The organism is Microbacterium sp. NPDC058342, from assembly GCF_042723935.1.
Taxonomy (GTDB): Bacteria; Actinomycetota; Actinomycetes; order Actinomycetales; family Microbacteriaceae; genus Microbacterium.
On sequence record NZ_JBHXID010000001.1, the window covers coordinates 1831173 to 1845003 of the forward strand.

The window sequence follows — 13831 nt, forward strand, 5'->3', positions numbered from 1 at the left end:
TCAGCCGACACTGCCTTCCATGCCCATCTCGATGAGCTTGTTCAGTTCCATCGCGTACTCCATGGGCAGCTCCCGCGCGATCGGCTCGATGAAGCCGCGCACGATCATCGCCATGGCCTCGGTCTCCTCGATGCCGCGCGACTGCAGGTAGAAGAGCTGCTCCGCGCTGACCTTGGAGACGGTCGCCTCGTGTCCCAGCTGCACGTCGTCGACACGGATGTCGATGGAGGGGTACGTGTCGGAGCGCGACTGGGTGTCGACGAGCAGGGCGTCGCACACCACGGAGTTGGCCGAGTGGTGCGCGTTCGGATCGACGCGGACCTCGCCGCGGTAGCCCGAGCGTCCACCGCCGCGGGCGATCGACTTCGAGACGATCGACGACTGGGTGTACGGCGCCATGTGGATCATCTTCGCGCCGGCGTCCTGATGCTGCCCCGGACCGGCGAAGGCCACCGACAGGGTCTCGCCCTTGGCGCGCTCGCCCATCAGATAGATCGACGGGTACTTCATCGTCACCTTGGACCCGATGTTGCCGTCGACCCATTCCATGGTCGCGCCCTCGTGCGCCACTGCGCGCTTGGTGACCAGGTTGTAGACGTTGTTCGACCAGTTCTGGATCGTCGTGTAGCGCACGCGGGCGTTCTTCTTCACGATGATCTCGACGACGGCCGAGTGCAGCGAGTCGGACTTGTAGATCGGGGCCGTGCAGCCTTCGATGTAGTGCACGTAGCTGTCTTCGTCCGCGATGATCAGGGTGCGCTCGAACTGCCCCATGTTCTCGGTGTTGATGCGGAAGTACGCCTGGAGCGGGATTTCGACGTGCACGCCCTTGGGCACGTACACGAACGACCCGCCCGACCAGACCGCGGTGTTGAGAGCCGCGAACTTGTTGTCACCGGCGGGGATGACGGTGCCGAAGTACTCCTCGAAGAACTCGGGGTGCTCACGCAGCGCCGTGTCGGTGTCCATGAAGATGACGCCCTGCTGCTCCAGGTCCTCACGGATCTGGTGGTAGACGACCTCGGACTCGTACTGCGCGGCGACGCCGGCGACCAGGCGCTGGCGCTCGGCCTCGGGGATGCCCAGACGCTCGTACGTCTCACGGATGTCCGCGGGCAGGTCCTCCCAGGACTGCGCCTGCTTCTCGGTGGAGCGCACGAAGTACTTGATGTTGTCGAAGTCGATCTCGCTGAGATCGGCGCCCCAGGTCGGCATCGGCTTGCGTCCGAAGAGCGACAGGCCCTTCAGGCGGGTCTTCAGCATCCACTCCGGCTCGCTCTTGAGAGCCGAGATGTCGCGCACGACGGCTTCGGAGAGCCCGCGCCTGGCGCTCGCTCCCGCCGCATCGGCGTCGTGCCAGCCGAATTCGTACACCCCCAGACCATCCAGTTCCGGGCGGTCGATCAGCACATCCGACATCACACACTCTCCTCAAACGGGCCTCAACGGTGTCATCCGCCCCGACACACCTGACCTCCGTCGAGTCTGCGGAGATCGGATGCCGCTGGTGGGCCCCATCATCGGCGCTCGCGTCGCGCCTAAACTGTCAGTGATGGACGCCGCGCTTCGCGCACCCATCACAACAATCCGATTCTACAGGTTCGACCTGGCATCCGGGCCGTGCCCGTCGCCGAGCCGAACCGGAGGACACATGCCCGCCAGCTCCGCCCCGACCGCATCCGTCATCCCCGCCGACCCTCGCGGCATCGTGCCGGGCCGTCCGCTGCGCATTCTCGCCTGGCTGTCGTTCGTCGCCGAGGTGCTCATCATCGGCACCGGCGGTGCCGTGCGACTGACCGGATCCGGCCTCGGCTGCTCGGAATGGCCGCTGTGCACTCCCGAGTCCCTCGTGCCGATCCTCGAGGTGCAGGGCATTCACGGGGTCATCGAGTTCGGCAACCGCACCATGACGGGCATCGTGGGCCTTCTGGCCCTGGCCGTGCTGATGCTCACCCTGCACGCGCTGAGCGGCCGGCGACTGGTGGTGCGCGCGGTCTGGTTCGCGCTGGGCGGGATCGTCGTCGCCGTGGGGGTCTGGGCCGCAGCATCCGCACTCGACTTGCCCGCCGCCGCCGCGCTGATGTCGGCCGTCCTGCTCCTGGCGGTCCTGGCCGGTGCCGTCGACTCGCTGCGACGCACGACGCGTCGGCGCGACCTGGCCGTGCTCGCCTGGGTGGTGCTCGTCGGGGTGATGGCGCAGGCCGTGGTCGGCGGCTTCGCGGTGATCAGCGACCTGAACCCCTTCATCGTCGGATTCCACTACACCGCGTCGCTGCTCCTGGTGTGCGTGACGGCCCTGTTCCTGGTGCGTCTGGATGGCCCGGTCGGAGCCCGGGAGCGGGCCGTGCCCGGATGGTTCGCGGCGCTCACGCACGTGACAGGCCTCGCCCTGGCGCTGACGATCCTCTTCGGTGTGCTCACCACCGGCTCGGGTCCGCACTCCGGCGACGTGAACATCCGGCGCGAGGGTTTCGATGCGAGCATCCTGGCGCACGTGCACTCCTGGCCGGGATACATCCTCACGGCACTCGTGCTCACGCTCGCGATCGCAGCCTGGGTGCTGCACCTGCGGCCGCGGCGATGGCTGCTCGTGCTCATCGTGGCGATCGCCGTGCAGGTCGCAGTCGGCGTGCTTCAGGCGCGCAGCGGGCTGCCTGCCGTGCTCGTGGGCTTGCACATGGTGCTGGCCTCGCTGTCCGCGGCCGCCTACACGGTCGTGGTGACGAAACTCAAGAAGCCCCTCGGGGCCGCGAACCCGTACGCGGAGGACTGAGCTCCTCCACCGATGCGAAAGAGGCCCGGCGATCAGAACGGGAGCAGCGGGTCGACCGCGACGGCGAGGAAGATCAGCGTCAGGTAGGTGATCGACGCGTGGAACACCCGCATCGGACGCGCCTCGCCACCGCGCACGGCACGGTTGTACAGACGGTGCGACTCGTAGATGAACCACCCGCCGAACACCAGTGCGGAGACGGTGTAGACGATGCCCATCTGCGCGACGGGAACCAGCAGCAGTGAGCACGCGAAGGTCGCCCAGGCGTAGAGGATGACCTGCAGGCCGACCTGCGAGGCGGAGCGGGTCACACCGAGCATGGGCACGTCGACGTCGTCGTAGTCGTCCTTGTACTTCATCGACAGCGGCCAGTAGTGCGGAGGCGTCCAGAGGAACACGAGCACGAACAGCACGAAGGGGGGCCAGTCGAGCGAGCCGGTCACGGCGCTCCAGCCGATGAGCACCGGGAAGCAGCCGGCGATGCCGCCCCAGATGATGTTCTGCTCGGTGCGGCGCTTGAGGATCATCGTGTAGATGACGACGTAGAAGAAGATCGCTCCGGCCGACAGTGCGGCGGCGAGCCAGTTCGTGGTCAGCAGCAGCCAGACGGTGGAGACGACCGCGAGCACCCACGAGAACACCAGGGCGCCGCGCGGCGACACCTCTCCCGTGACCAGAGGCCGCTTCTCGGTGCGCTTCATGTGCACGTCGATGTCCCGGTCGAGGTACATGTTGAAGGATGCCGCGGATGCCGCGCTCATCGCGCCGCCGAGAACCGTGGCGAAGATCAGCCACAGGCTGGGCATGCCGCCCTGCGCCAGGAACATGACCGGCACGGTGGAGACGAGCAGCAGCTCCATCACGCGCGGCTTGGTGAGGGCGATGTAACCGCGGATCTTCTGACCGAACGAGTACTCGGTCTCAGCGGTCTGCGATGTCGACGTGATCGCGATCCCCTCCTTCTGAGCGCAAGCGGACACTCCTTCCAGTCTAGTGCCTCGGGCATGACGGGCCGACGCGTCGGGAAGTGGCGGAACCCGTGCCGCCGCTCCGGCTGGGCCGCGGGTTGAAATGCACCCACAGCGGGCGATCGGCCGCGGGTATGCTGAAAATCACTCGCGCGCCCGGGCGCTGTGCACACCATTCCGTGACGACGCGGACCGCGCAGGAATACGGGTGCCTCCGCAAGCGTCAGAAGGAGTATGGCCGTGTCAGAGCTTCAGTGGGATGAGATCGACCGTCGAGCGGTGGACACCGCCCGGGTGCTGGCTGCGGATGCGGTGCAGAAGGTCGGCAACGGCCACCCGGGAACGGCGATGAGTCTCGCCCCCGTGGCGTACCTGCTGTATCAGCGCGTGATGCGTCACGACCCGGCCGACACCGACTGGCTCGGCCGCGACCGTTTCATCCTGTCGGTGGGGCACTCCTCCCTCACTCAGTACGTGCAGCTGTACCTGGGCGGGTTCGGGCTGGAGCTGTCGGACCTGGAGTCCCTGCGCACCTGGGGCTCGCTGACGCCGGGCCACCCGGAGTACGGGCACACCAAGGGCGTGGAGATCACCACCGGTCCGCTCGGGCAGGGGCTGGCCTCCGCCGTCGGCTTCGCCTACGCCGCCCGCTACGAGCGCGGTCTGTTCGACCCGGATGCCGCGGCCGGCACCAGCCCCTTCGACCACCACGTCTACGTGATCGCGGGCGACGGCGATCTGCAGGAGGGTGTGACCAGCGAGGCGTCGTCGCTCGCGGGCCACCAGCAGCTCGGCAATCTCATCGCGATCTACGACTCCAACCAGATCTCCATCGAGGGCGACACCGACGTCGCCTTCACCGAAGACGTGCGTGCACGCTACGAGTCGTACGGCTGGCAGGTGCTCGAGGTCGACTGGCGCCGCACGGGACAGTACGTCGAGGACGTGCAGGAGCTCGACGACGCCCTCGCGCAGGGCAGGGCCGAGACGACCAGGCCGACGCTCGTCATCCTGAAGACGATCATCGGCTGGCCCGCACCGAACAAGTCGGGCACCGAGTCCGTGCACGGCAACGCGCTCGGCGCAGACGAGGTCGCGGCGACCAAGGAGGTGCTGGGCTTCGATCCCGAGAAGTCCTTCGTCGTCGACGACGCGGTCATCGCCCACACGCGCAGCCTCGCCGACCGCGCCCGGGAGACCCGCGCGGCATGGCAGCAGACGTTCGACGCCTGGGCGTCGGCGAACCCGGAGCGCAAGGCGCTGCTCGACCGGCTGGAGGCGCAGGCGCTCCCGGAGGGGATCGAGAACGCGCTCCCCACCTTCGAGAGCGGCACCGAGGTCTCCACCCGGGCCGCCTCGGGCAAGGTCATCAACGCGCTCGCCCCCGAGCTCCCCGAACTCTGGGGCGGCTCCGCCGACCTCGCCGGCTCGAACAACACCACCATCTCGGGGGCCCCTTCGTTCATCCCCGAGGAGTGGTCCACGCACGACTGGAAGGCGAGCCCCTACGGCCGCGTGCTGCACTTCGGCATCCGCGAGCACGCGATGGGCTCGATCCTGAACGGCATCACGCTGCACGGTCCGACCCGGGCCTTCGGCGGCACGTTCCTCATCTTCAGCGACTACATGCGTCCCGCCGTCCGGTTGGCCGCGCTGATGGACATCCCCAGCATCTTCGTCTGGACGCACGACTCCGTCGCACTCGGCGAGGACGGGCCGACCCACCAGCCCATCGAGCAGCTCGCGTCGCTTCGCGCCATCCCGAACTTCACCGTGGTGCGTCCCGCGGACGGCAACGAGACCGCCGCGGCATGGCTGGAGATCCTGCGACGCCACGGCGGTCCCGTCGGCATCGCGCTGACCCGTCAGAACATCCCGGTGTTCGCACGCGGCGAGGGGGCGGCCACCGGCGACGAGTTCGCGTCGGCGTCCCACACGGCCAGGGGCGCGTACGTGCTCGCCGAGGCCGCGGGCGGAAGCCCTGACGTGATCCTGATCGCCACCGGATCCGAGGTGCAGCTGGCCGTCGCCGCACGCGAGACGTTGGCCGCCGAGGGCGTGAACGCGCGCGTCGTCTCGGCCCCCTCGCTCGAGTGGTTCGCCGAGCAGGACGAGGCGTACCGCGAGTCCGTGCTGCCGAAGGCCGTCACCGCGCGGGTGTCGGTGGAGGCAGGCTCCGTCCTCAGCTGGCGGGGCATCGTGGGCGACCGCGGTCGCTCCGTCGGCATCGACCACTTCGGCGCCTCCGCCGACTACAAGACCCTGTTCCAGAAGTTCGGCATCACCGCCGAGGCCGTCGTCCAGGCGGCTCGCGAGACCATCGCCGCCGCGTGAGCGGCAGCAGCAGACAGCACTGAGGAGAACGCATGAGCACCCCCACCGCAGACCTTTCCGCCGCCGGCGTCAGCATCTGGCTCGACGACCTGTCCCGCACCCGGATCACGTCCGGCAACCTTCAGCAGCTCATCGAGACGCGCAACGTCACGGGCGTGACCACCAACCCGACGATCTTCGCCAACGCGATCACCGACGCGAGCAACACGTCCTACGACGCTCAGGTCAGCGAACTCGCCGCCGCCGGAGCCTCGGCCGAGGAGGCCGTGTTCGCCGCGACCACGCAGGACGTCGGGGCCGCCCTCGACGTCTTCCGCCCCGTCTGGGAGGCGACCGATCACGTCGACGGCCGCGTCTCGATCGAGGTCTCCCCCGATCTGGCTCACGACACCGACGGCACCGTCGCGCAGGCCAAGGAGCTGTGGGCGAAGATCGACCGCCCGAACCTGCTCGTCAAGATCCCCGCGACCAAGGCCGGCCTCCCCGCCATCGCACAGGCGATCGGTGCGGGCATCAGCGTGAACGTGACGCTGATCTTCAGCCTGGAGCGCTACGCCGAGGTGATCGACGCATACCTGACGGGTCTGGAGACGGCGAAGGCCGCCGGCACCGATCTGTCCACGATCCACTCGGTCGCGTCCTTCTTCGTCTCGCGCGTCGACACCGAGACCGACAAGCGTCTCGCCGCCATCGGCACGGATGAGGCCGCGGCCCTGAAGGGCAAGGCGGGGCTGGCCAACGCCCGGCTCGCCTACGAGCTGTTCGAGAAGACCTTCGCGGGCGAGCGCGCGCAGGCGCTGATCTCCGCCGGCGCGAACCTGCAGCGTCCGCTGTGGGCGTCGACCGGTGTGAAGGACCCGAACCTGCCCGACACGCTGTACGTCACCGAGCTCGTGGCGCGCGGCGTCGTCAACACGATGCCCGAGAAGACCCTCGAGGCCGCCTTCGACCACGGAGTCGTCACCGGCGACACCGTCACCGGCGGCTACGACGACGCTCGCGAGGTGTTCGCAGGTCTGAAGAACGTGGGTGTCGACTTCGACGACGTCACCCAGGTGCTCGAGGACGAGGGCGTCGAGAAGTTCATCGACTCGTGGCACGGTCTGCTCGCCCAGGTGACCGAGGGGCTGGAAGCCGCGCGATGAGCGTCTCGGTGCACGTGTCGCAGGCGGCGAAGGGTGCCGTGGACGAACTCGTCCACGGCCTCGTCGCCGATCTGGTCGCGTCACGTGTCACCGCCGGCGACCCGACCCTGTGGGGCCCGGATGCCGAGGCCGACGCCGCCGTGCGCCTCGGCTGGGTGGAGGCCGTCTCGGTGTCCCGTCCCCTCGTCGACGAGATCGTCGCGCTGCGCGAGGAGCTCGCGGCGGAGGGCGTCGACCGGGTGGTGCTTGCCGGGATGGGCGGCTCATCGCTCGCACCCGAGGTGATCGCCAGGACCTCCGGCGTCCCTCTCACGGTTCTGGACTCGACGGCGCCCGCGCAGGTGCTCGCCGCCCTGGACGGCGATCTCGCCCGCACCGTGCTCGTCGTGTCGTCGAAGTCCGGCACGACGGTCGAGACCGATGCTCAGCGCCGTGCCTTCGAGGCGGCGTTCACCGACCTCGGGATCGATCCCGCCCGACACATCGTCGTGGTGACAGACCCGGGCTCGGCGCTCGACGACGCGGCTCGCACGGCGGGCTGCCGCGTGTTCCACGCCGACCCGAACGTCGGGGGCCGCTACTCCGCGCTCACCGCCTTCGGCCTCGTGCCCGCGGGGCTCGCCGGCGTCGACATCGGAGAGCTGCTGGATGAGGCGGAGGCGTCGCTGCTGGAGCTCGCGATCGACTCCCCCGAGAATCCCGCGCTGCGGCTGGCCGCGGCGATCGCGGGCGGCTCGCCGCGTCGGGACAAACTGGGCCTGATCAGCGACGGCACCCATGTCGAGGGGCTCCCCGACTGGGTCGAGCAGCTCATCGCCGAGTCCACGGGCAAGCAGGGCACCGGCATCCTGCCGGTGGTGATGCTGCCCGTCTCACCCGAGCTCGAGGCACGTCCCGCGGATCTGCAGATCGTGCGTCTGGTCGAGGATGCCGACGAGTTCCACCTGCGCGACCGACACCCCGGCGAGATCCTCGTCAGCGGCAGCCTGGGCGCGCTGTTCCTGCTCTGGGAGCACGCGACAGCCATCGCCGGGCACCTGCTCGGCATCAACCCCTTCGACCAGCCCGATGTGGAATCCGCCAAAGCGGCGGCGCGCGGACTCCTCGACCGTCGCCCCGCCTCCTCCGAGCCGGCCTTCGTCCAGGACGGCATCGAGGTGCGCGTCAGCGATCCGCGTCTTGCCGCCTCCGGAACGGTGGAGGGCGTGCTCGACGCACTCTGGGCCGAGCTCCCCTCCGACGGCTACGTGTCGGTGCAGGCGTACGTGAACCGCCTCGAGCTGGGTCAGCTGGAGGGTCTGCGCGAGATGGCGGCGGCCGATTCGGGCCGCCCTGCCACCTTCGGGTGGGGACCGCGCTTCCTGCACTCCACCGGGCAGTTCCACAAGGGCGGGCCCGCCACCGGCGTCTTCCTGCAGATCCTCGAGCGCACCGACGTGGACCTGGAGATCCCCGGTCGCCCCTACACCTTCGGCGAGCTCCTGCAGGCGCAGGCATCCGGCGACGCATCGGTGCTCTCCTCGCTCGGGCGCCCCGTCGTCTCGCTGACGATCACGGATGCCGCCGACGACGTGCTCGCCCTCTTCACCGCCACTCAGTGACCCCGTCCGGAAGACCTGGAGATATCCCCCACCGATGACTGCCCCCATCTCGCGCGGACACAATCCGCTCCGCGACCCCGATGACCGCCGCCTCAACCGGATCGCCGGTCCCAGCGCCCTGGTGATCTTCGGCGTGACCGGCGACCTGTCGCGCAAGAAGCTCATGCCCGCCGTGTACGATCTCGCCAACCGCGGCCTGCTGCCGCCCGGGTTCGCGCTGGTCGGCTTCGCCCGCCGCGACTGGGAGGACCAGAACTTCGCCCAGGTCGTCTACGAGGCTGTCAAGCAGCACGCGCGCACCGAGTTCCGCGAGGAGACCTGGCAGCAGCTGCTGCAGGGCATCCGGTTCGTCCAGGGCACCTTCGACGACCCCGACTCCTTCCGCCGTCTGCGCGAGACCGTCGAGAAGCTCGACGTCGAACGCGGCACCATGGGAAACCACGCGTACTACCTCTCGATCCCCCCGAAGGACTTCCCCCAGGTGGCGAAGCAGCTGCGGGAGTCGGGACTGGTCGGCGAGCAGAGCGCGGACGATCTGCACTGGCGTCGCGTGGTGATCGAGAAGCCGTTCGGCAGCGACCTCGAGACCGCCCGTGCACTGAACGAGGCGCTCGAGTCCGCCTTCCCCGCCGACGCGATCTTCCGCATCGACCACTATCTCGGCAAGGAGACGGTGCAGAACATCCTGGCGCTGCGCTTCGCGAACGAGCTGTACGAGCCGTTGTGGAACCGCAACTACGTCGACCACGTGCAGATCACGATGGCCGAGGACATCGGCGTCGGCGGTCGCGCGGGCTACTACGACGGCATCGGCGCGGCGCGCGACGTGATCCAGAACCACCTGCTGCAGCTGCTCGCCCTCACGGCGATGGAGGAGCCGATCAGCATGTCGGCCGATCATCTGCGCTCCGAGAAGGAGAAGGTGCTCTCGGCGGTGCGCCTGCCCGACGACATCTCGCTGGCCACCGCGCGCGGGCAGTACGCGGGCGGATGGCAGGGCGGCGAGAAGGTCAACGGCTTCCTCGAGGAGGACGGCATGGCGCCGCAGTCCTCCACGGAGACCTATGCCGCCATCAAGCTCGAGATCGACACCCGGCGCTGGGCGGGCGTGCCGTTCTACCTGCGCACCGGCAAGAGACTCGGACGCCGGGTGACCGAGATCGCCGTGGTCTTCAAGCGCGCGCCCGAGCACCTGTTCGGTCGGTCGCAGACCTCCGAGCTGGGGCAGAACGCGCTCGTCATCCGCGTGCAGCCCGACGAGGGCGTCACCATCCGCTTCGGCTCGAAGGTGCCCGGAAGCGGTGCGAACGTGCGAGACGTGACGATGGACTTCGGCTACGGCCACGCCTTCACCGAGGCGAGCCCCGAAGCCTACGAGCGCCTGATCCTCGACGTGCTGCTGGGAGACCCGCCGCTGTTCCCCCGCCACGAGGAGGTGGAGCTGTCGTGGAAGATCCTCGACCCGGTCGAGGAGTACTGGTCCTCGCTGCACACGCCGCTGGAGCAGTACGCACCCGGTTCCTGGGGTCCGGCATCCGCCGACGACCTTCTTGCCCGTGACGGACGAGTCTGGAGACGCCCGTGATCATCGACCTTCCCGACACGACGGTCAGCCAGGTCGCCAAGCAGCTGGTGAAGGTGCGCGAAGAGGGCGGCGCGGTCGCCCTCGGCCGCGTTCTCACGCTGCTCATCGTCGCGCGCAACGGTGTGGCCGAGGCCGCGATCGACGCCGCCAACGACGCGTCCCGCGAGCACCCCATGCGCGTGATCGTGCTCGTCACGGGCGAGGGCGACGCCCACCTCGACGCGCAGATCCGCGTCGGCGGTGACGCCGGCGCCAGCGAGGTCGTGGTGCTGCACGCCTTCGGCGATGCCGCCAGCAACGCCGAGAGCCTGGTCACCGGCCTGCTCCTGCCGGACGCCCCGGTCGTGGCCTGGTGGCCGGAGGAGGCTCCGACGGATGCCGCGGCATCGCCCCTCGGCCGCATCGCGCAGCGGCGCATCACCGACGCCGCCACCTCTCCCGACGTACGGGACCGCCTGGCGCTGCTGGGGCGCACGCACGCTCCGGGAGACACCGATCTGGCGTGGACCCGGCTGACGCACTGGCGCGAGCAGCTCGCGGCGGTGCTCGACCAGCCGCCGTACGAGCGCGTCACCGCGGTCGAGGTGCGCGGCGCCGCCGCCTCGCCCTCGACCGCGCTGCTCGCCGCGTGGCTGCGCATGGCACTGGATGTTCCGGTCACCTGGTCGTACGAGGAGCCGGACAGCTGGCAGGAGGGCATCAAGTCGGTGCGCCTCACGCGGGCCAGCGGCGACATCCTGCTCGAGCGCCCCGCGCCGGGAGTGGCCGTGCTCACCCAGCCCGGTCAGCCGGACCATGAGCTGCACCTGCCGCGCCGCACCCTGCGGGAGTGCCTCGCCGAGGAGCTGCGCCGCCTCGACGCCGACCTGCTGTACGGTCGGGTCATCACGGAGGGCTGGGAGCGCCTCGGTCCGCCGGAGAAGGGTGCGTGATCGCGTGAAGGTCCAGCGTTCGACCAAGTCCGTCGTCGTGCAGCCGACCCCGGCCGGCGTGGCCGCACGGGTCGCAGACCGCTTCCTCACCCGCGTCAGGGCGCGCACTCGGAATGGGCGGCTGGCGCACGTCTGCCTGACAGGCGGGTCCATGGGCGGAGCGGTGCTCGCCGCCGCAGCGGACGACGACCGCATCGACGAGATCGACTGGTCGCTCGTGCACTTCTGGTGGGGGGACGAGCGGTTCGTCGACCGCGACGACCCGGACCGCACCTCGCTGCAGTCCCGCCGGGCGCTGCTGGACCAGCTCCCGCTGCCTGCGGAGAACATCCACGAGGTCGCCGCTCCCTCCGACGGCGTCGGCCTGGACGAGGCGGCGTCGGCGTATGCCGCCGAGCTGGCGCGATTCGGCATCGACGACGAGCCCTGGCCGTCGTTCGCGGTGTGCTTCCTCGGCGTCGGTCCGGACGGACACATCGCATCGCTTTTCCCGGATCGCCCCGAGGTGACCGTGACGGATGCCGCTGTACTGCCGGTCCGTGATTCGCCGAAGCCGCCGCCGGAGCGCGTGACGCTCACCCGACCCGTGCTGAACGCCTCCAAGCGCGTGTGGCTGGTGCTCACCGGTGCGGACAAGGCGTCGGCACTCGGTCTGGCCCTGGCCGGTGCGAGTTACGCGAGCGTTCCCGCAGCGGGGGCGAAGGGGCGCCGGCGCACGGTGTTCTTCGTCGACGAGGCCGCCGCATCCGAGGTCGCACCCGAGCTCATCGACCGCGACTACTGAGGCGGCTCACCGTCGCGCGGCCGCGGCACGTCAGAGGAAGGCGCCGTCCCCGACCCGTCCCCGCTGCTGCCGCGCTCGATCCCCAGCTCCTGGCTCTCGCTGAGCACCTGAGGGTGGTAGCGCGCGAGGCCGAACACTCCGAACACGGCGATCGCACCGGCGACGACGAACAAGATCAGCACCGGCACCGGCGCGGCCTCGGCCTCGCCGAGGACGAGCGCGCCGATGAGCACCGCCACGATCGGGTCGATCACCGTGAGGCCTGCGATGACGAGATCGGGCGGGCCGGAGCTGTAGGCGGTCTGCACGAAGTAGGCGCCGACGGCCGCCGCGGCGATGAGCGCGATCACGCAGACCACGGTGAGCCACTCGAAGTTGCCGTTCTGGATGCGGCTGATGACCGCCTTGGCCAGCGTCGCGACGAAGCCGTACAGGATCCCGGCGCCGGTGACGTAGAACAGCGCCCGCATGCGGTGCCGCAGCACCAGCCAGAAGGCGCCGAGCACGATGATCACGACGAGCAGCACGGCCAGGATCGTGAAGAGGTCCTCGTTGCTGATCTCCCGCTCCACGGCGTAGAACGCGGCGAGGGCGACGAACAGGAAGATGCCGCCGAGGCAGCTGCTGATCGCGATGAGCGACTGGCGCGTGGGACTGTGCCCCGAGACGCGCGCGTTGAGCAGGGTCGTCACGACGAGCGCGACGGCGCCGAGCGGCTGCACGACGATCAGCGGAGCGATCGCCATGGCGCTGAGCTGGCAGAGGATCGCGAAGCCGAGCATGATCGTGCCGATGATCCAGGACGGCCGGGTGAGCAGACCCTTCATCTGGGTGCCGCTGAGACCGGTCGTGCCCTCCACGCCGGTGATCCGCTCGACCTTCTCCACGCCGCGGTGCTGGTACTGCGCCCCGAGCGACATGAACACGGCACCGGCCAGGGCGAGGGGGATGCCCAGCAGCAGCGCCGGGTTCTGGAAGACGCCGATGAGCTGATCACTCACGCCGGCCGCGGACTCCACCCCATGATGCACCGTTTCACCCTACCTGGCGCGAGGCGCCCAGTAGTGTTGTGGCGTGGCTGTTCTTCCGATCCGCATCATGGGCGACCCCGTGCTGCACTCCCCCGCATCCGAGGTCGACGAGATCACCGACGAGATCCGCACCCTCGTGGCGGACATGTACGAGACCATGGACCTCGCTCCCGGCGTCGGGCTCGCAGCTCCCCAGGTGGGTGTGGCGCTGCGGATCTACGTGTACTCGTACGTCGACGACGACGAGCTGCCGTGGCGCGGCGAGATCATCAACCCCGTGCTCTGGATGGCGCCTCTGGTTCCCGGCGCCCCCGATCCCGACGAGGAGTCGGAGGGCTGCCTGTCCTTCCCGGGTGAGCGCTTCGCCCTGCGCCGCTCCGAGCGCGTGATCGTGACCGGCGTCGATCTGTCCGGCGCGTCGGTGCGCATCGAGGTCGACGGCTGGCGGGCGCGCATCATGCAGCACGAGTTCGATCATCTGGACGGCGTCCTCTACGTCGATCGCCTCTCCGACGCAGATGCGAAGACCGTGCAGAAGATCGCCCGCAAGCGCGGGTGGACCCGGGGCGGTGCGAGCTGGATGCCCGGAGTGGACGACCTCGAGGGCTGATCCGCCGTCGATTTGGCGGGGTCGATCGCTGATCAGTACGGTGTGGGATGGCGAGCAGCATCGCCGCC

At 69.4% G+C, this 13831-nt stretch carries 11 protein-coding genes; 8 read left to right on the top strand and 3 right to left on the bottom strand.

What is annotated here, in order from left to right; genetic code table 11:
• Positions 1–1419, bottom strand: coding sequence for a Fe-S cluster assembly protein SufB (gene sufB, locus ACFWHT_RS08555; RefSeq protein WP_378827325.1), 1419 nt, complete (start codon positions 1417–1419; stop codon positions 1–3).
• Between the two features lie 232 nt (positions 1420–1651).
• Here sufB and ACFWHT_RS08560 point away from each other — a divergent pair, with 232 nt between their 5' ends.
• Positions 1652–2773, top strand: a complete 1122-nt coding sequence (locus ACFWHT_RS08560; protein ID WP_378827327.1) for a heme A synthase — start codon at positions 1652–1654, stop codon at positions 2771–2773.
• Between the two features lie 32 nt (positions 2774–2805).
• On the opposite strand, the gene ACFWHT_RS08565 is transcribed toward ACFWHT_RS08560, so the two are convergent.
• A complete protein-coding gene (locus ACFWHT_RS08565; RefSeq protein WP_378827956.1) occupies positions 2806–3726 on the bottom strand; it encodes a heme o synthase in 921 nt (306 codons plus the stop codon).
• A 255-nt stretch (positions 3727–3981) separates the two neighbouring features.
• Here ACFWHT_RS08565 and tkt point away from each other — a divergent pair, with 255 nt between their 5' ends.
• Genes tkt through pgl form a run of 6 tightly spaced genes read left to right on the top strand, consistent with a single transcriptional unit; the run spans position 3982 to position 12122 of the window.
• Positions 3982–6075 (top strand): transketolase, encoded by a 2094-nt coding sequence (gene tkt, locus ACFWHT_RS08570; RefSeq protein WP_378827330.1) that lies wholly within the window; start codon positions 3982–3984, stop codon positions 6073–6075.
• A 32-nt stretch (positions 6076–6107) separates the two neighbouring features.
• On the top strand, positions 6108–7220 hold the full coding sequence (tal, locus tag ACFWHT_RS08575) for a transaldolase (RefSeq protein ID WP_378827332.1): 1113 nt from the start codon (positions 6108–6110) through the stop codon (positions 7218–7220).
• Positions 7217–8821 (top strand): glucose-6-phosphate isomerase, encoded by a 1605-nt coding sequence (locus tag ACFWHT_RS08580; protein WP_378827334.1) that lies wholly within the window; start codon positions 7217–7219, stop codon positions 8819–8821. The genes tal and ACFWHT_RS08580 overlap by 4 nt, the downstream gene beginning before the upstream one ends.
• Before the next feature lie 34 nt (positions 8822–8855).
• Positions 8856–10406 (top strand): glucose-6-phosphate dehydrogenase, encoded by a 1551-nt coding sequence (gene zwf, locus ACFWHT_RS08585; protein WP_378827336.1) that lies wholly within the window; start codon positions 8856–8858, stop codon positions 10404–10406.
• The gene (locus ACFWHT_RS08590; protein WP_378827338.1) at positions 10403–11338 is read left to right on the top strand and encodes a glucose-6-phosphate dehydrogenase assembly protein OpcA; all 936 of its coding nucleotides are present in this window, start codon (positions 10403–10405) and stop codon (positions 11336–11338) included. The genes zwf and ACFWHT_RS08590 overlap by 4 nt, the downstream gene beginning before the upstream one ends.
• A gap of 4 nt (positions 11339–11342) precedes the next feature.
• Positions 11343–12122: a 6-phosphogluconolactonase gene (pgl, locus tag ACFWHT_RS08595; protein ID WP_378827340.1), complete on the top strand. Its 780-nt coding sequence runs from the start codon at positions 11343–11345 to the stop codon at positions 12120–12122.
• Here the strand turns inward: pgl and ACFWHT_RS08600 are convergent.
• Positions 12116–13153, bottom strand: coding sequence for a DMT family transporter (locus ACFWHT_RS08600; RefSeq protein ID WP_378827342.1), 1038 nt, complete (start codon positions 13151–13153; stop codon positions 12116–12118). The genes pgl and ACFWHT_RS08600 overlap by 7 nt on opposite strands.
• 43 nt (positions 13154–13196) lie before the next feature.
• Here ACFWHT_RS08600 and def point away from each other — a divergent pair, with 43 nt between their 5' ends.
• Positions 13197–13763 (top strand): peptide deformylase, encoded by a 567-nt coding sequence (gene def, locus ACFWHT_RS08605; protein WP_378827344.1) that lies wholly within the window; start codon positions 13197–13199, stop codon positions 13761–13763.
• The last annotated feature ends 68 nt before the right edge of the window (positions 13764–13831 follow it).

Bases quoted from the DNA above. Each gene is read 5' to 3' on its own strand.
- ACFWHT_RS08580 (WP_378827334.1), top strand. From the start codon at position 7,217: ATGAGCGTCTCGGTGCACGTGTCGCAGGCGGCGAAGGGTGCCGTGGAC.
- ACFWHT_RS08560 (WP_378827327.1), top strand. From the start codon at position 1,652: ATGCCCGCCAGCTCCGCCCCGACCGCATCCGTCATCCCCGCCGACCCT.
- tal (WP_378827332.1), top strand. From the start codon at position 6,108: ATGAGCACCCCCACCGCAGACCTTTCCGCCGCCGGCGTCAGCATCTGG.
- zwf (WP_378827336.1), top strand. From the start codon at position 8,856: ATGACTGCCCCCATCTCGCGCGGACACAATCCGCTCCGCGACCCCGAT.
- sufB (WP_378827325.1), bottom strand. From the start codon at position 1,419: ATGTCGGATGTGCTGATCGACCGCCCGGAACTGGATGGTCTGGGGGTG.